At 71.6% G+C, this 17,880-nt stretch carries 12 protein-coding genes and 1 pseudogene; 2 read left to right on the forward strand and 11 right to left on the reverse strand.

What is annotated here, in order from left to right:
* Window positions 1-152: 152 nt before the first annotated feature.
* From ACGF8A_RS09035 to ACGF8A_RS09050, 4 genes are all read right to left on the reverse strand, one after another.
* On the reverse strand, window positions 153-2,087 hold the full coding sequence (locus ACGF8A_RS09035; protein WP_393105819.1) for an acyl-CoA dehydrogenase family protein: 1,935 nt from the start codon (window positions 2,085-2,087) through the stop codon (window positions 153-155).
* Between the two features lie 396 nt (window positions 2,088-2,483).
* Window positions 2,484-3,929, reverse strand: coding sequence for an aldehyde dehydrogenase family protein (locus ACGF8A_RS09040; RefSeq protein WP_393105821.1), 1,446 nt, complete (start codon window positions 3,927-3,929; stop codon window positions 2,484-2,486).
* Window positions 3,930-4,097: 168 nt separating this feature from the next.
* Window positions 4,098-5,666 (reverse strand): PucR family transcriptional regulator, encoded by a 1,569-nt coding sequence (locus ACGF8A_RS09045; RefSeq protein ID WP_393105823.1) that lies wholly within the window; start codon window positions 5,664-5,666, stop codon window positions 4,098-4,100.
* A 127-nt stretch (window positions 5,667-5,793) separates the two neighbouring features.
* Window positions 5,794-7,908: an ATP-binding protein gene (locus ACGF8A_RS09050; protein WP_393105825.1), complete on the reverse strand. Its 2,115-nt coding sequence runs from the start codon at window positions 7,906-7,908 to the stop codon at window positions 5,794-5,796.
* A gap of 284 nt (window positions 7,909-8,192) precedes the next feature.
* On the opposite strand from ACGF8A_RS09050, the gene gabT reads away from it, so the two are divergent.
* Entirely contained in the window at window positions 8,193-9,527 is a 1,335-nt protein-coding gene (gene gabT / locus ACGF8A_RS09055) for a 4-aminobutyrate--2-oxoglutarate transaminase (protein WP_393105827.1), read from the forward strand.
* A gap of 435 nt (window positions 9,528-9,962) precedes the next feature.
* Entirely contained in the window at window positions 9,963-10,598 is a 636-nt protein-coding gene (locus ACGF8A_RS09060; protein ID WP_393106238.1) for a phosphatase PAP2 family protein, read from the forward strand.
* Here ACGF8A_RS09060 and ACGF8A_RS09065 read toward each other — a convergent pair.
* From ACGF8A_RS09065 to ACGF8A_RS09095, 7 genes and pseudogenes are all read right to left on the reverse strand, one after another.
* Window positions 10,537-11,612: pseudogene (locus ACGF8A_RS09065) on the reverse strand (carbohydrate binding domain-containing protein). The gene ACGF8A_RS09060 and the pseudogene ACGF8A_RS09065 sit on opposite strands and share 62 nt — an antisense overlap.
* A 57-nt stretch (window positions 11,613-11,669) precedes the next feature.
* Window positions 11,670-12,140 carry a hypothetical protein gene (locus ACGF8A_RS09070; RefSeq protein ID WP_393105829.1) on the reverse strand — a complete coding sequence of 157 codons (471 nt, stop codon included), beginning with the start codon at window positions 12,138-12,140 and terminating at the stop codon, window positions 11,670-11,672.
* Between the two features lie 131 nt (window positions 12,141-12,271).
* Entirely contained in the window at window positions 12,272-13,702 is a 1,431-nt protein-coding gene (locus ACGF8A_RS09075; RefSeq protein WP_393105831.1) for an NAD(P)/FAD-dependent oxidoreductase, read from the reverse strand.
* A gap of 23 nt (window positions 13,703-13,725) precedes the next feature.
* A complete protein-coding gene (locus ACGF8A_RS09080) occupies window positions 13,726-14,526 on the reverse strand; it encodes an ABC transporter permease (protein ID WP_393105833.1) in 801 nt (266 codons plus the stop codon).
* The gene (locus tag ACGF8A_RS09085) at window positions 14,527-15,453 is read right to left on the reverse strand and encodes an ABC transporter permease (protein ID WP_393105836.1); all 927 of its coding nucleotides are present in this window, start codon (window positions 15,451-15,453) and stop codon (window positions 14,527-14,529) included. It lies immediately after the preceding gene.
* Window positions 15,453-16,598, reverse strand: coding sequence for an ABC transporter ATP-binding protein (locus ACGF8A_RS09090; RefSeq protein ID WP_393106240.1), 1,146 nt, complete (start codon window positions 16,596-16,598; stop codon window positions 15,453-15,455). Before ACGF8A_RS09090 ends, ACGF8A_RS09085 begins: the two co-directional genes overlap by 1 nt.
* Window positions 16,599-16,606: 8 nt before the next feature.
* Window positions 16,607-17,851: a PotD/PotF family extracellular solute-binding protein gene (locus ACGF8A_RS09095; RefSeq protein ID WP_393105839.1), complete on the reverse strand. Its 1,245-nt coding sequence runs from the start codon at window positions 17,849-17,851 to the stop codon at window positions 16,607-16,609.
* Between the last annotated feature and the right edge of the window lie 29 nt (window positions 17,852-17,880).

The following is a 17,880-nucleotide window of genomic DNA, read 5'->3' on the forward strand; positions in this document are numbered from 1 at the left end:
GGGTGCCGGACGGTCGCGGAGGGGTCCGTTCCCGGCCGGGCGGATCCCGTTTCCGCATGCGTGAAGTCGGCGTGAAGACCGTGTGGGGACCCAAGCGCCGCGCCGGGCGCGGGTGCGGTGCCGACCCGCACCCGGCGCGCGCCGCCGGGCCCTCACCTGATGGGCCGGTGCACGTTCTCCTTCCGGCTCGGGCCCGGGGTCGCGTCCGCGATCCACGGTCCGTCGCCCGAGGGGTCGACGATCCCCTGCTCCAGCCACTCGTAGCCGCCGGCCAGGACGTTGTTGACCACCTTGCGGTCCAGGTCGTCGGTGTTGGTCCACAGCCGGCCGAAGAGTTCGTCGACGCGGATCCGGGACTGGCGGCAGAAGGCGTCGGCGAGCTGGTAGGCCTCGCGGCCGTGTTCGCCCCGGCCGCGCAGGAGTTCGGCGCGGACACAGGCCGCGCTCATCGCGAACAGTTCGGCGCCGATGTCCACGATCCGGCCCAGGAAGCCCTGCTTGGTCTCCATCCGGCCCTGCCAGCGCGACATGGCGTAGAAGGTCGACCGGGCCAGCTTGCGGGAGGTGCGCTCGACGTAGCGCAGATGCGGCGAGAGGTCGATGCCGTGCTTGAACTCCCCGTACGACGCCGGGAGCTGGCCGGCGCCGGCCACCAGCCTCGGCAGCCACTTGGCGTAGAAGACGCCGGCCTGAGCGCCCGCCTTCGCCTTGTCCTGGAGGGACTTGTCCGGGTCGATGAGGTCACCGGCGACCGACAGGTGGGCGTCGACAGCCTCACGGGCGATCAGCAGATGCATGATCTCGGTCGAGCCCTCGAAGATGCGGTTGATCCGCAGGTCCCGCAGGATCTGCTCGGCGGGCACCGCGCGTTCCCCGCGCGCCCGCAGCGACTCGGCGGTCTCGAAGCCTCGGCCGCCGCGGATCTGGACCAGTTCGTCGGCCATCACGCAGGCCATCTCGGAGCCGTAGAGCTTGGCGAGTGCCGCCTCGATGCGGATGTCGTTGCGGTCCTCGTCGGCCATCTGGGACGACAAATCCACGACGGCCTCCAGCGCGAAGGTGGTGGCCGCGATGAACGCGATCTTCGAGCCGACCGCCTCGTGCAGCGCCACCGGCCTGCCCCACTGCTCGCGGGCGGCCGACCACTCCCGGGCGATCTTCAGGCACCACTTGCCGGCGCCGACGCACATCGCGGGAAGTGACAGCCGGCCCGTGTTCAGGGTGGTCAGCGCGATCTTCAGGCCCGCGCCCTCGGGGCCGATCCGGTTGGCGGCCGGGACGCGGACCTGGTGGAAGCGCGTGACGCCGTTCTCCAGGCCGCGCAGGCCCATGAAGGCGTTGCGGTTCTCGACGGTGATGCCCTCCGAGGCGGCCTCCACGACGAACGCGGTGATGCCGCCCTTGTGGCCCTCGGACTTCGGCACGCGGGCCATCACGACCAGCAGGTCGGCGACGACACCGTTGGTCGTCCAGAGCTTGACGCCGTCGAGGACGTAGTCGTCGCCGTCCGGGACCGCGGTGGTGGCCAGCCGCGCCGGGTCGGAGCCGACGTCCGGTTCGGTCAGCAGGAAGGCGGAGATGTCGGTGCGGGCGCAGCGCGGCAGGAAGGTGTCCTTCTGCTCCTGGGTGCCGAAGATCTTCAGTGGCTGCGGGACGCCGATCGACTGATGCGCGCTCAGCAGCGCGCCGACGGCCGGGCTGGCCGATCCGACCAGGGCGAGGGCCTTGTTGTAGTACACCTGCGTCAGGCCCAGGCCGCCGTACTTCGTGTCGATCTTCATGCCGAGGGCGCCGAGCTCCTTGAGCCCGTCGATCACGTCGTCGGGGATTTGCGCGTCCCGCTCGATGGTGGCGGAGTCGATCTTCGTCTCGCAGAAGTCGCGGAGCTTGGTGAGGAACTCCTCGCCGCGCTGGGCGTCCTCGTCCGGGGGGAGCGGGTGGGGGTGGATGAGGTCGAGGCGGAAGCGCCCGAGGAAGAGTTCCTTGGCGAAGCTGGGCTTGCGCCAATCCTGTTCCCGGGCCGCCTCGGCCACCTGGCGGGCCTCACGTTCGGTGACGGTGGGACGGTGGGTGGGAGCTGCGGACATGAGGCTCACCTCGCCGTGAAGAGGGATCAAGGTCCGTTTTGGTTACCGACGGGTGCTACCCGTTCGTATCTACCCGATCCCGGGCCCGGCCACCACCCCGCGCGCAGCCGTTCGTCCCGATGTCGACGGAGTACGGCCGGGTGCCGAGGCGCTCCCGCCCTGGTGGATCCCGCTCGGGGAGGCGTCCGGGCCGGCCGCCTGCGTGCTTGGGCCGGTCGGGTGTCCGTGATCGCTACGTCCCCGGCCTCGATCCCCGCTTCGCCATCGCCCAGGACGTCGCGCTGGACGCACCTCACGCCGGCCCGCACCGCCCGCACCGCCCGCACCGCCCGCACCGCCCGCACGACAACGGCCGGGACCCCCGCACAGTGGGCTCCGGCCGTTGGGTCCGGTGGGTCAGAGGGCCAGGCCGGTGAGGACCAGGACACGCTCGTAGGTGTAGTCGTCCATCGCGTAACGGACGCCCTCGCGGCCCACGCCGGACTGCTTGACGCCGCCGTAGGGCATCTGGTCGGCTCGGTAGGAGGGCACGTCGCCGATGACGACGCCGCCGACCTCGAGGGCGCGGTGGGCGCGGAAGGCGGCCTGGAGGTCGTGGGTGAAGACGCCCGCCTGGAGGCCGTACTTGGAGTCGTTGACGGCGGCGAAGGCCTCGGACTCGCCGTCCACCCTCTGCACCGTCAGGACCGGCCCGAAGACCTCCTCGCAGGCGATCGTGGCGTCGGCCGGCACCTCGGTGAGGACGGTCGGCGCGTAGGAGGCGCCGTCCCGCGTGCCGCCGGCGAGCAGCTTGGCGCCGGCCCCGACCGCCTCGTCGACCCAGGACTCGACGCGCCGGGCGGCGTCCTCGCTGACCAGCGGGCCGACATCCGTCCTGGCGTCGGAGGGGTCGCCGGTGACCTGGGCCTCGACGGCGGCGACGATGCGCGGGAGGAGACGGTCGTACACCGACGCGTCCGCGATCACGCGCTGCACCGAGATGCAGGACTGGCCGCCCTGGTAGTTGGAGAAGGTGGCGATGCGGTTCGCGGCCCAGTCCAGGTCCTCGTCGCAGGCGTAGTCGGCGAGGACGACGGCCGCGCCGTTGCCGCCCAGCTCCAGGGTGCAGTGCTTGCGCGGGACCGAGTCCATGATCGCGTAGCCGACCTTCTCGGAACCGGTGAAGGAGATGACCGGCAGGCGCTCGTCCTGGACGAGGGCGGGCATGGCCTCGTTGGGCACCGGGAGGATGCTCCAGGAACCGGCCGGCAGGTCGGTCTCGGCGAGCAGGTCACCGATGACCAGGCCGGAGAGCGGAGTCGCCGGCGCCGGCTTGAGGATGATCGGGGCACCGGCGGCGATGGCCGGGGCGACCTTGTGGGCGCACAGGTTCAGCGGGAAGTTGAACGGGGCGATGCCGAGGACGACGCCCTTCGGGAAGCGCCGGGTCAGGGCGAGGCGGCCCTGGCCGCCGGCCTCGGTGTCGAGGCGCTGGGCGTCTGCGCCGTTGAAGCGGCGGGCTTCCTCGGCGGCGAACCGGAACACGGAGACGGCGCGGCCGACCTCGCCGCGCGCCCACTTGACCGGCTTGCCGTTCTCGGCGGAGATCAGCTCGGCGATCTCCTCGGTGCGCTCGGCCAGCCGCTTGCTGACGTGGTCGAGGGCGGCGGCGCGGACGTGCGCCGGGGTGGCGGCGAACTCGTCCCGGACGGCGTGTGCGGCGGCCACGGCCTGTTCGACCTGCGCGTCGGTGGGCACGCTGACCTTGCCGACGAGCCGGCCGTCCCACGGGGAGGTGACGTCGAAGCTGTCCTGGCCGGTGGCCTGGCGGCCGGCGAGCCAGAAGGCGTGGGTGGCGGTCATAGAGTCCCGGCCCTTCCGCGTTGAGGTGTGCTTGGAGTTCGGCGTTCCACCTCAACGGTAGGTGTGGGGGGCAAGGGGCGCGGTTGTCCGATCCGTAGCAGTCAAGGGCGGGGGTACGCCGGTTTGGACTGCCGTCACGCGTGCCCCCGCTCCGGCGGCGCGGCAGGGCTACTCCGCCGACGTCGCCTTCAGCGCCAGCCAGAGCTCCATCCGGACATCCGGATCGTCCAGCGACCGGCCGAGGATCTCCTCCACGCGCCGCATCCGGTAGCGCAGTGTGTGCCGGTGGACACCGAGGTCGGCGGCCGCCGCGTCCCACTGGCCGTGCCGGGACAGCCAGGCCCGCAGGGAGGCGACCAGATCGCCGCGCCCGGTGGCGTCGTGCTCGTGCAGCGCGCGCAGCAGGCCGTCCGCGAAGGCCCGGACCGCGTCGTCGGCGAGGAGCGGCAGGACCGACCCGGCTGCCAGCTGCTCGTGCTCGACCAGCACCCGGCCCCGGCGCCGGGCCACCGACAGCGCCTGCTCGGCCTGTTTGTAGGCGGCCGCCGCCGCGATCGGGCCGGCCGGTGCCGAGAGGCCGACCACCAAATCGTCCTCCTCCCCGGCCGACGGCTCCTGGCCCGCCCGTGCCGCCTCCAGGACGGCCGCGTACTGCACGCACGCCGCGACCGCCGCGCCCCCGTCGGCCGCCAGCACCACCAGCCGCTCCCCGTCGCCCTCGGGAACGGCCAGCACCGACTCCCCGGACCGGGCGGTTGCCGCCTCCACGGCCTCGGCGATGCCGGCGTGCCCCGAGGCGCACTCGGCCAGGACGATCCGGTAGGGGGCGTCGAGGAGGCCGCCGTACAGGTCACCGGCGACGGCGCGGGCGTGGTCGGGCTGACCGGCGAGCAGCATGCGCAGCACGGCCGCGCCGATCCGCTGCTCGGCGGCCCGGAGAGAGCGGGAGCGTTCGGTGGTCAGGGTGAGCAGGGCGATGGCCGAGTGGAGGGCGTAGCGCCCGGCGGTGCCGAGCGCCGCGGCCGTGCCGACGGCGAGTGCCGCGCGCGGGCGCCGTCCTGTGCCGATGGTGTGCAGCTCGACGCGGTCCTCGTGCTCGGGCCCGCCGACGACCGAGCTGGCCGGCGCGGGCCGCTCCCGCAGCCGCTCCACGTCCGCCGTGAGCCGCGCCGCCCGGCGGCCGGCCCACTCCGGCGCGGCGGCGGCGACGGCGCCCGAGGCGTCGTACAGCGCCGCCCACCCGTCGACCTGGGCGGCGAGTGCGGCGAGAAGCCCCTCGGGGCCCTCGCTCAGCGCCTGCTTGGTCAGCTCCCGCTGCGCCGCGAATCCTGCCGTCACCGCCCGGTACTGGTCGGCGGCGATGGCGGCCGACACGGCCTTGGTGATGGCGAGGAACGGGGTGCGGCGGGGGACCTCCAGCAGGGGCAGGCCCTCCTCGTCGGCGGCGTCGACGAGCGCTTCGGGGATCTCGTCGTAGTTCACCCCGACCGCGAAGCCCAGTCCGACGACGCCCGCCCCGGCCAGCCGCTTCACGTAGCGCCGCATGGCGTCCGGATCCTCCGCGTCCAGCTTGAGCGCGGTGATCAGCAGCAGTTCGCCGCCCTCCATGTACGGCACCGGGTCGGCGAGCTCGCTGACGTGCGCCCAGCGCACGGGCACATCGAGGCGGTCCCCGCCCGCCCGCACGGTGAGTTTGAGCGCGGAGTGGTGGACGAGGGAGGCGAGCGTGGGGGGCATGAGGCCTTCAGGTCGGGGGCGCTACGGGTCTACGGAGATCGGCTGATCGTTGTGATCTTTTGGCCGCCGCGTATGAACGACCTGTGTCGATTCTGCCTTACCGTACGGGCCCGGCATCCCGGATTCCTCAGTCGCGCAGGTCCACCAGCAGCGGAGGGGCGTGCTCGCCCTTGACGTTCGTGAGCGACAGCACGGCGTGCCCCGGCGGCACCGCGTGCGCCAGTTCGGAGGCGGACCAGCGCTCCCGCTCGACCTGCCGCACGGTGACCGCCCTCGCGGTGGGCGCCTTCCCGGTGATCACCCGGCGCAGCACGTGCGCGGCCTTGCCCGCCGGGGTCTCCGCGATGATCTGCCGGTCGGTGACGTCCCGTGTCTCGGTCCACTCCTTGCCCCACACCTCGGCGAAGTCCTGGCCGTCCCACGGGGTGAGCCCGGACAGCGCGACCCGGCATCCGGTGGTGCCGAGCAGGGGGCCACGCAGCGGGCGCGGTACGTCGTCCAGGGTGCGCAGTGTCAGTACGGCCCCGGCGTGCGCCGAGCGCAGCCGCTGGATGCCGCGCACGGCCTCCGGCGTCACCACGCCCGTCGCGTCGTCCAGGACCAGGCAGGCGAACAGCGACCGGTCCTCCCGTACCGCCACGCTCGCCGTGAACTGGGCGAGGACCAGCCGCGCCAGGATCCGGGAGGCGTCCGCGTGCCCGCGTTCGGGCAGGTCGATACGGACCCGCACGGGGTGGTCGAGCGCCTTGAGGGAGAACGGCCGGGACTGTCCGGAGGTGTCGAAGAACCCGGCGAAGGCGGGGCGGTCCAGCAGCGCGACCCGGTCGGCGAGCACCGCGGCCACGTCGCCCGGGTGGCCCATCTGGCGCTCGCGGGCGTCGAGTTCACGCAGCAGGGAGTCCTGCCCGGCGCCCTGCAGCGCCGTACGCAGCTCGCTCATCGGGCCGGGCGCGCCGTCGAGGAGCCGGCGCAGTTCGGGTACGGAGGGGAAGCGGCCGTGGACGGCGCGGAAGGGTCCGAGGAGCTGGCCCAGCACGGTGGTGGAGCGCCGGCTGTCGCTGCCCGGGTGCGGGTCGGCGAGGTCTCCGGCGAGCGCCTCGGCCAGTACGGCCGCGGCCTCGTCGGGGTCGGTGGTGCCGCCGTACAGGTCGAGGTCGTGGACGGAGTCCGGGTTTCCGACGCGTACGACGACGTCGTAGGCGCCGGCCGGGCCGAGCCCGGCGCCCGCCGCGCCGACAACGACGACGGCGGCCCGTCCCGCGAGCGCCTGCAGGCACAGCGACTCGGCGAGCGGACGGACGACGGTGCCGGTCTTGCCGGAGCCCGCCGGGCCGACGGCCAGCAGTGAGGTGCCGAGCAGGTCGGGGCCGAGGGCGAGGCCGCTACCGCGGTAGGCGTAGGGGTTGCGGGGGTCGTCGGCCGTGGTGCCGAGCCTGACCTGGCCGGTGACCAGGTCGTGGCGGGCGAGCCGGGCGGGCAGATCGCGTTCCCCGGACGGGTGCAGGCAGGCGGCGGCGCCGTCCCTGACCACGGCCGAGGTGAAGGTGGCCAGGGTGTGCCGGCCGCTGCGGACGCCCTGCCAGGCGCGTGCGATGCGGGCGTGGTCCACGTCCCGCATCAGACCGGAGCGCGCGTCGGCGGCGAGCCGGTCGGCGGCGTCGGCCGCGCCTGCGGCACGCAGGGCGGGCCATGCCGCGGGGTCCTGCTCCGCCACCGGCCGGCGCACCTGCTCCGGGGCGGCGCCCCGGCGCCAGGCGGGCGGCCCGTAGCGGCGCCAGATCTCGCCCCAGCGCCCGAGCCGGCCGACGCCGATCATGATGATCAGCGCGATGACGACGTAGTAGGCGTACACGGCCACGACGGCGCCGAAGCTGTGCGGCTCGGCCCAGGAGTCGGGGATCATGGCGTACAGCGGGAGCAGCCACCAGCCGCCGAGGTAGCCGTTCCACAGCAGCGACCAGATCAGCCATCCCACCAGGAAGGCGATCAGCGCCCCGCTGATCAGCTGGCGGCCGGGGACGACCTCCGGTTCCTCGTCGGGCCGCGGCCGGTGGCCGAAGCGCCACACGCCGGGTGCCGCCTCCGGCCGGGGGGTGCGCAGCCAGGCGAGGAAGGCGGAGCCGTCCGGCCGTGGTGGCGCCGAGGGCCTCGGCGGTACGGCGGGGGGTTCCGGCGGCCCGGCCGGCCGCGGCACCGGGTTCGCCTGTGCGCGCCGCGCGTCCTGCGTCCCGTCGCTGTCCATCGCCCTTGCCCCCTGACCAGCCGCTCCGTCCACCATCAGCGAGCCAATCTAACGCCCTCGCAAGGGCAGTTCGGCGATCGCGCGCCGGGGTGGTGCCGACGCGTTCTCCCCTCGCCATGTCCACCACGGACAAGCCGCTCCCGCGACACCGCCCACATGGAGCATGCCCCCACCCCATTCCCGGCTCTAGCCTGCGAAGAAACAAGGCAAGCGTCCGAAATCCCCACCCGGAACATCCGGCTCGTCCGGAAGTGGCCGGTTTGCAAGATCATCAGGGAGCCCTCATGACCGCAATCCCGCAGGAGCGCCGCGTCGTCACCGCCATCCCCGGCCCGAAGTCGCAGGAGCTGCAGGCCCGCCGTACCGCCGTGGTCGCCCAGGGCGTCGGCTCCGTGCTGCCGGTGTTCACCGCCCGCGCGGGCGGCGGGATCATCGAGGACGTCGACGGCAACCGCCTGATCGACTTCGGTTCCGGTATCGCCGTGACCTCGGTCGGCGCCTCCGCCGAGGCTGTCGTGCGCCGCGCGAGCGCCCAGCTCGCCGACTTCACGCACACCTGTTTCATGGTCACGCCGTACGAGGGCTACGTCGAGGTCGCCGAGGCCCTGGCCGAGCTGACCCCGGGTGACCACGCCAAGAAGACCGCGCTGTTCAACTCCGGCGCCGAGGCCGTCGAGAACGCCGTCAAGATCGCCCGCGCGCACACCAAGCGCCAGGCCGTCGTCGTCTTCGACCACGGCTACCACGGCCGCACCAACCTCACGATGGCGCTGACCGCGAAGAACATGCCGTACAAGCACGGCTTCGGCCCGTTCGCGCCCGAGGTCTACCGGGTGCCGGTGGCCTACGGCTACCGCTGGCCGACCGGTCCGCAGAACGCCGGTCCGGAGGCGGCCGAGCAGGCCATCGACCAGATCAGCAAGCAGGTCGGTGCCGAGAACGTCGCCGCGATCATCATCGAGCCGGTGCTGGGCGAGGGCGGCTTCATCGAGCCGGCCAAGGGCTTCCTGCCGGAGATCGTGAAGTTCGCGAACGACAACGGCATCGTCTTCGTCGCCGACGAGATCCAGTCCGGCTTCTGCCGCACCGGCCAGTGGTTCGCCTGCGAGGACGAGGGCATCGTCCCCGACCTGATCACGACCGCCAAGGGCATCGCGGGCGGACTGCCGCTGGCCGCCGTCACCGGCCGCGCCGAGATCATGGACGCCGCGCACGCCGGCGGCCTGGGCGGCACCTACGGCGGCAACCCGGTCGCCTGCGCCGGCGCGCTGGGCGCCATCGAGACGATGAAGGAGCTGGACCTCAACGCCAGGGCGAAGAACATCGAGGCGGTCATGAAGAGCCGCCTCACCGCCATGGCCGAGAAGTTCGACATCATCGGCGACATCCGGGGCCGCGGCGCCATGATCGCCATCGAGCTGGTCAAGGACCGCGGCACCAAGGAGCCGAACCCCGAGGCCGCCGCCGCGCTCGCCAAGGCCTGCCATGCCGAGGGCCTGCTGGTCCTGACCTGTGGCACCTACGGCAACGTGCTGCGCTTCCTGCCGCCGCTGGTCATCGGCGAGGACCTGCTGAGCGAGGGCCTCGACATCATCGAGCAGGCCTTCGCGCGCATCTGAGCGCGGGACTGTTCCTCCTCGAGCCCGCGGCAGGGCGTGTGAAGAACGTGTGCGAGGTGGATGGCGGGTCGGGAATCCGTCTGTCGCACCCGTCGGCCCTGCCGTAGGTTCTTCTCAGTTGAGAGATACACCCCCACCCGCGGGGAACCGCGGGTGGCAGGGCGAGGCCTCCCCAGCTTCGACCTGGTCGTGCCCTCGCGCACACCCCCGGAGCCCTCGGTTCCGGATCTCCTCACCGATCGGACGGTCGCCCGCCCCAAACCCCCCGGGGCGTGCGACGTTCCGGTCCGGACGGCCGCCTGGGAGCGGTACGCCCCTGAAGGGCCGGCGCACATCCCCCCCTGCGCCGGCCCTTCCGCGCGTCCGGCACATCAGTGGTCCAGACCTGTGGTCACCACCGCGGCGCCACCTGCGAAGCTGGTCCCCGTGTTTCCTCTGCTGCTCGCCCTGCCCGCCCTCCTCTTCCTGCTGATCACCTGGCAGGTCGTCACCGACGGCCCGCTGGTGCGGCTGGACGAGCGGCTCAGCGGCGCGCTCGTCCGGCCGGACCGGCTCTGCGAACTCCTCGCCGATCTGGGCAACGTCCAGGTGGCCGTCCCCGTGCTCCTCCTGGTCGCCGGATACACCGCCGGGCGTGCCCGGGAGACGGGGGCGGCACGGTGGTGGCTGCCGGGCACGGCCGCCGTCGCCCTGATGACGCTGGTGCCCGCGCTCGTCGTCCCCCTCAAGGAGCTGACCGACCGGCCCGGTACGCCGGTGGTCCCGCCGGCCACCGGCTACTACCCCTCCGGCCACACCGCCACCGCCGCGATCGCCTACGGCTGCGCGGTCCTGCTTCTCCTCCCCCGGATGAACGGCTCCTGTGTGCGCCGGGCACTGCTCGCCGTCTGTCTCGCCCTCAACCTCGGTGTCGGCTACGGACTGGTCCGCCGCGGCTACCACTGGCCACTGGACGTCGTGGCCAGTTGGTGCCTGAGCGCGGTGCTGCTGGCGTGCTACGTGCGCCTACTCAGCCGAAGTAGCCGTCGAACGTCCGCTGGAACTCCCAGTCCGAGAACCGGTCCCAGTTGATCGACCACGTCATCAGGCCGCGCAGGGCGGGCCAGGTGCCGTGGGTGGCGTACCCCCCGCAACTGGTCCGCTTCGTGAGGCAGTCGAGGGCCTTGACGACCTCGGCCGGCGGGACGTGACCGTTTCCCGCGTGGGTGGACGCCGGCATGCCGATCGCGACCTGGTCCGGGCGCAGCGGCGGGAAGACGTTGTTCTGGTCGCCGGCGACGGGGAAGCCGGTGAGCAGCATGTCGGTCATGGCGATGTGGAAGTCGGCGCCGCCCATGGAGTGGTACTGCTCGCCGACTCCCCGGCGTCGTTGACCGCCGCGACCTGGAAGGCGTACGCCGTCGAGGGGGACAGTCCGGTGACGGTGGCCGACGTCCCGGTCACCGTTTGGACCTTCGCTCCGTCGCGGTACACGGCGTATCCGGTGGCGCCCGGCACCGCCGACCAGGACAGGGAGACGCTGGAGGAGGTGACCGAGCCGGTCCTCAGGCCGGTCGGCGGGGCGGGCGGCTGCCCGGTGTCGACGGCCGGTCCGACGAGCGTGATGTCGTCGGCGTGGTAGGCGCCGGTGCCGTACCAGCCGTGCGTGTAGATCGTGACGCGGGTGGTGGCCGGGCCGGTGCGGAAGGTGGTGGTCAGCCGCTGCCAGTCGGGGGCGGACGGGGTCCAGGTGGAGACGTCGGTGGTGCCGGTGCCGGAGGCACCCAGGTAGACGTAGGAGCCGCGGACGTGGCCGCTGAGCGTGTAGGCGGAGTCGGGCTTCACGGTCACCGTCTGCGCGCACCGGGCGTTGTCGCCGCCCGCCGGGGTCGCCTTCAGCGCGGAGGTGCCGCTGCGCACGGGTGAGCCGACCGTCGTACCGGAGGAGCACGTCCAGGCGTCGAGGCCGGACTCGAAGCCGCCGTTGCGCGCGAGGTCCGCGTCGGCCGCGCGGGCGGCCGACGAGAGCGCCGTGACGCCGGACAGCGTCACCGCCGCGGCGGCGAGCAGGGCGAGAGGTCTGAAGCGGTCCGCAAGTGCCTCCAGGCAGGGGGGAATTGGAGGGGTGGAGCGCCCACAACTTGGTCCAGACCAATGGTCTTGTCAAGTGTTCCGGCCGGCCGGTCCCCCCTGTTCCGTCGCCAGGCCTGCCGCGGCCTCGTGCATCGCAAGTTCCAGCAGGGCCGGGTCCGTCAGGGTGCCCGAGCCGTCCGGCGGGAACAGCCAGCGCACCCCGCCGGTCGCACGGCCCGGGTACGGGACGACGATCCAGGAGCCGGCGCCGGCGGTGCGGATGCCCGTGCCGAGCCACCGGGACGCCGTGCCGGGCGGCACGAGGAAGCCCATCCTGGCGTCGCCGAAGCCGGCCAGCACCGGGCCGGGCCGGCCGAGGATGCGGGTGAGGACGTCGAGCGTGGCACAGCCGAGCTCGCCCGGCAGGATCAGCACGTCCCAGGCCCGGCCGGCGGGCAGCAGCGCGACCCCCAGGGGGTTGCGCTCCCATTCCCAGCGGCAGGCCTCGGGATCGGGTGCGACGGAGGCCAGCCACTCCACCGCCGTCTTCGCCCCTGTCATGAGAGACCTCCCTCTCTCCGCGTCGACGCTTCTCGCGTCACCGGAGAGAGGGAGGTCCGGTCCGGGCATTACGCGGGTTGCGGCACCCGGATCGGGTGAACCGGGTCACGGGAGGAAGCGGACGGCACCCTTCAGCTGTCGAAGCCGAGCCCCAGCCGGTCCATGGCGCGCAGCCACAGGTTGCGCCGCCCGCCCTGGGCGTCCGCCCGGGCCAGCGACCACTTGGTCAGGGCGATACCGGTCCACGCGAACGGCTCCGGCGGGAACGGCAGCGGCTTCCTGCCCACCATCTCCAGCTCGGTGCGCTCGGTCCGCTCCCCCGCCAGCAGGTCCAGCATCACGTCGGCCCCGAAGCGGGTCGCGCCCACGCCGAGGCCCGTGTAGCCCGCCGCGTAGGCGACCTTGCCGCCGTGCGCGGTGCCGAAGAAGGCCGAGAAGCGTGAGCAGGTGTCGATGGCGCCGCCCCACGCGTGCGTGAAGCGAATCCCCTCCAACTGCGGGAAGCAGGTGAAGAAGTGACCGGCCAGCTTGGCGTAGGTCTCCGGTCGGTCGTCGTACTCGGCGCGCACTCGGCCGCCGTAGGGGTAGATCGCGTCGTAGCCGCCCCACAGGATGCGGTTGTCGGCGGACAGCCTGAAGTAGTGGAACTGGTTGGCGCTGTCCCCGAGGCCCTGCCGGTTCTTCCAGCCGATCGCCCCGAGCTGCTCGGCGGTGAGCGGCTCGGTCATGAGGGCGTAGTCGTAGACCGGGACGGTGTACGGGCGGACGCGCCTGACCAGGCTCGGGAAGATGTTGGTGCCGAGTGCGACCTTGCGGGCGCGGACCTGGCCGTAGGGGGTGCGCACGGCCATCCCGGCGCCGTACGGCTTCAGCGTGAGGGCGGGGGTGTTCTCGAAGACGCGCACGCCGAGGTCGAGGCAGGCGCGTTTGAGGCCCCAGGCCAGTGCCGCGGGATTGAGCATGGCGACGCCGCGGCGGTCCCACAGGCCCGCCCGGAACGTCGGTGAGTCCACCTGGGCCCGTACCGCCTCCGCGTCCAGGAACTCCACGCCCTCGGCGAGGCCCTGGCGCTCCATCTCCTCGTACCAGCCGCGCAGTTCCCGCGCCTGGTACGGCTCGGTGGCGACGTCGATCTCGCCGGTGCGCTCGAAGTCGCAGTCGATGGCGTACCGGGCGACCGCGTCCTCGATGCCGTCGAGGTTGCGCAAGCCCAGCTCCTGGAGCTGGTGGATCTCGCCGGGCCAGCGGGTCAGGCCGTTGGGCAGGCCGTGGGTGAGGGAGGCGGCACAGAAGCCGCCGTTGCGGCCGGAGGCGGCCCAGCCCACCTCGCGGCCCTCCAGCAGGACGACATCCCGCCCGGGATCGCGCTCCTTGGCGTTCAGCGCGGTCCACAGTCCGCTGTAACCGCCGCCGACGACCAGCAGGTCGCAGGTCTCGGCGCCGGTCAGCGCGGGCTCGGGGTGGGGCCTGCCGGGGTCGTCCAGCCAGTACGCGACCGGCTGGGCTTCGGAAAGGGACTTCGTCCAGTTGTCGTTGCCACGGCTCATGGCGCTTGGGGCCATGATTTCAACTCCCTACGAGTGCATTACGCCTTCTGGCGCTTCCGGCGGCTGCCGACGGCCATCGAGGCCAGTACGAACAGTACGGCGATCACGAACATGGCCGTACCGATGACATTGATCTGAACGGGCGTTCCGCGCTGCGCCGAGCCCCAGACGAACATGGGGAACGTGACGGTCGAACCCGCGTTGAAATTGGTGATGATGAAGTCGTCGAAGGAGAGCGCGAAGGCGAGCAGCGCGCCCGCCGCGATTCCGGGGGCGGCGATCGGCAGGGTCACGCGCACGAAGGTCTGGAACGGACCGGCGTACAGATCGCGCGCCGCCTCCTCCAGCTTCGGGTCCATCGACATCACGCGCGCCTTCACGGCCGTCACGACGAAGCTGAGGCAGAACATGATGTGCGCGATCAGGACCGTCCAGAAGCCCAGCTGGACGCCCATGTTGAGGAAGAGCGTCAGCAGCGAGGCCGCCATCACCACCTCGGGCATGGCCATGGGCAGGAAGATCAGCGAGTTGATGGCTCCCCGCGCGCGGAACCGGTACCGGACGAGGGCGAAGGCGATCATCGCGCCCAGCAGCGTGGCGCCGAGGGTCGCCCACAGCGCGATCTGGAGGCTGAGGGAGAGCGAGCCGCACAGGTCGGCGACCCCGCACGGGTCCCGCCAGGCGGCGGTGGAGAATTCCTGCCACTCGTAGTTGAAACGGCCCTTCGGCTTGTTGAAGGAGAAGACCGTCACGACGACGTTCGGCAGCAGCAGGAATCCGAGCGTGAACAGTCCCGCGAGGACGACGAGATGGCGCTTGAGCCAGTTGACGAAGGCCATTTAAACCAGATCCTCCGTGCCGGACTTGCGGATGTAGAGCGTCACCATGACGAGAATCGCGAACATCAGGATGAAGGAAAGGGCGGCGGCCGTCGGATAGTCCAGAATCCGCAGGAACTGCGACTGGATGACGTTGCCGATCATGCGGGTGTCGGTGGAGCCGAGCAGATCGGCGTTCACGTAGTCACCGGCGGCCGGGATGAAGGTCAGCAGCGTTCCGGAGACGACACCCGGCATCGACAGCGGGAAGGTCACCTTCCGGAAGGTCGTGAACGGCTTCGCGTACAGGTCGTTCGCCGCCTCGTGCAGCCGGCTGTCGATGCGCTCCAGCGAGGTGTAGAGCGGCAGGATCATGAACGGCAGGAAGTTGTAGGTCAGACCGCAGACCACCGCCAGCGGAGTGGCCAGCACACGGTCCCCGGCGGTCATGCCGAGCCAGCTGGTGACGTCCAGGATGTGCAGGGCGTCCAGGGCGCCGACGACCGGGCTGCCGTCCGCGAGGATGGTCTTCCAGGCGAGCGTGCGGATCAGGAAGCTGGTGAAGAACGGCGCGATCACCAGGATCATGATCAGGTTGCGCCAGCGGCCGGCGCGGAACGCGATCAGATATGCCAGCGGATAGCCCAGCAGCAGACACAGGACCGTGGCGGAACCGGCGTACAGCACCGAGCGCAGGAACTGCGGCCAGTACTCGCTCAGGGCGTTCCAGTAGGTGGCGAAGTGCCAGGTGACCTCGTAGCCCTCCTCCAGGGAGCCCGTCTGCACGGAGGTGGAGGCCTGGTAGACCATCGGCAGCGCGAAGAAGACGACCAGCCACAGGATGCCGGGCAGCAGCAGCCAGTACGGCGTGAGTCTGCCGCGCCTGCGCGCCGGCTTCTTCTCCGGTGCGGGCGCGAGGGGCGGTGGCGCCTCGGTGAGCGTCGACATCAGGCGGCCTCCTCCTCGATGCCCGCGTCGATGTCCTGCGTGGCGTCCAGGCCGAAGGTGTGCGCCGGGCTCCAGTGCAGGACGACCTCGGCGCCGGGGATGAGGCGGCCGTCGCGCTCGACGTTCTGCACGTAGACGGCGAGCTCGGGACAGACGGGGCTGTCGATGACGTACTGCGTGGAGACGCCGATGAAACTGGCGTCGGCGATCGTGCCGGTGATCCGGTTGCGGCCCTCCGGGATCTCTCCGGCGTCGTCCGCGTGGACGAGGGAGATCTTCTCGGGCCGTACGCCGACCAGCACCTTGCCGCCGGTCGCCGTGGCCGCGGTACACCGCCCCGCGGGAAGCGTGAGCTTGCCGCCGCCCGCCTTGAGGACGATGTCGTCGCCCGACCTGGTGTCGACCTCGGCCTCGATCAGGTTGGAGGTGCCGAGGAAGTTGGCGACGAAGGTGGTGCGCGGGTTCTCGTACAGGTCGGCGGGGGCGCCGAGTTGCTCGACCCTGCCCGCGTTCATCACGGCGACGCGGTCGGCCATCGTCATGGCCTCCTCCTGGTCGTGCGTGACGTGGACGAAGGTGATGCCGACCTCGGTCTGGATGCGCTTGAGCTCCAGCTGCATCTGGCGGCGCAGCTTGAGGTCGAGGGCGCCGAGCGGCTCGTCGAGGAGCAGCACCCTGGGGTGGTTGATCAGGGCGCGGGCGACGGCTACGCGCTGCTGCTGGCCGCCGGAGAGCTGGTGCGGCTTCTTGCGGGCCTGCTCGCCCAGCTGGACCAGGTCGAGCATCTCCTCGACCTGCTTCTTCACCGACTTGATGCCGCGCCGGCGCAGGCCGAAGGCGACGTTCTCGAAGATGTCGAGGTGCGGGAAGAGGGCGTAGGACTGGAACACCGTGTTCACCGGCCGCTTGTACGGCGGCAGCGCGGTCACGTCCTGGTCGCCGAGGAAGACCGTGCCGCGCGTCGGCTCCTCAAGTCCCGCGATCATCCGCAGGGTTGTGGTCTTGCCGCAGCCCGAGGCGCCCAGCAGGGCGAAGAAGGAGCCCTGCGGGATTGTCAGGTCCAGCGGGTGCACGGCGGTGAAGGAGCCGTAGGTCTTGCTGATTCCGGAGAGGCGGACGTCGCCGCTGCTGTCCTTCGTCGTCATCGTCGTCGTCACGCCCCTGTGAGCTTCGCGAACTTCTCTTCGTAGGCCGTCTCTTCCTTCGAGCTCAGGGAGCGGAAGGCGTGAGACCTGGCGGCCATTTCCTTGTCGGGAATGATCAGCGGGTTGTTTGCCGCGGACTCGTCGATCTTGGCGAGTTCCGCCTTCACGCCGTCGACCGGGCACACGTAGTTGATGTACGCGGCGAGCTGCGCGGCCGGCCCGGGCTCGTAGTAGAAGTCGATGAGCCGCTCGGCGTTGGTCTTGTGGCGGGCCTTGTTGGGCACCAGGAGGTTGTCCGTCGACGTCATGTAACCGCTGTCGGGGATGATGAAGTCGACGTCCGGGCTGTCCGCCTTGAGCTGGACGACGTCCCCGGCCCAGGCGAGGCAGGCCGCGAAGTCGCCCTTGGAGAGGTCCGAGGTGTAGTCGTTGCCGGTGAACCGGCGGATCTGGCCCTTGTCGACGGCCTTCTGCAGACGGGCGATCGCCGCGTCGAAGTCGTCGTCGCCGAACCTGCCCGGGTCCTTGCCCATGTCCAGCAGCGTCATGCCGACGCTGTCGCGCATCTCGGACAGGAAACCTACGCGGCCCTTGAGCCTGGGGTTGTCGAGCAGGTCGGAGACGGAGGTCACCTCGACCCCGTCCAGCGCCTTCTTGTTGTAGGCGATGACGGTGGAGATACCGGTCCAGGGATACGAGTAGGCCCGTCCCGGGTCCCAGTCGGGGCTGCGGAACTGCTGGGAGAGGTTGGCGTACGCGGTGGGCAGGTTGGACGCGTCCAGCTTCTGGACCCAGCCGAAGCGGATGAGGCGCGCGGCGAGCCAGTCGGTCACGCAGATCAGGTCGCGGCCGGTGTCCTGGCCGGCCGCGAGCTGCGGCTTGATCTTGCCGAAGAACTCGACGTTGTCGTTGATGTCCTCGGTGTACTTGACGATGATGCCGGTGCGCTTCTCGAACTCCTCGAGAGTGGGGTGTCTCTTGCCGCTCTCGTCGACGTCCATGTACTCGGTCCAGTTGGAGAAGCTGAGGGTCTTCTCCTTCGCCGAGTGGTCCTCGGACGACACCCCGGAGTTCTGCGCGGCGGGCGGGATGCCGCAGGCGCTCAGCGCTCCCAGGCCGCCGACGGTGAGCGCGCCGCCGGTTGAGGCGCGCAGCAGCGAACGGCGGGTGAGGGAGGCCCTGCCGCTCCGGAGGCTGCGCCGCATCGCGGCCGCCTGGGCCGCGGACGGGCGGTCGGGCTCGTACTGCTCCATGCGCGTGGTGCCCTTTCGGGATGGGCGGC

The sequence above is a fragment of the Streptomyces sp. NPDC047706 genome (assembly GCF_043204795.1).
Lineage (GTDB): Bacteria > Actinomycetota > Actinomycetes > Streptomycetales > Streptomycetaceae > Streptomyces.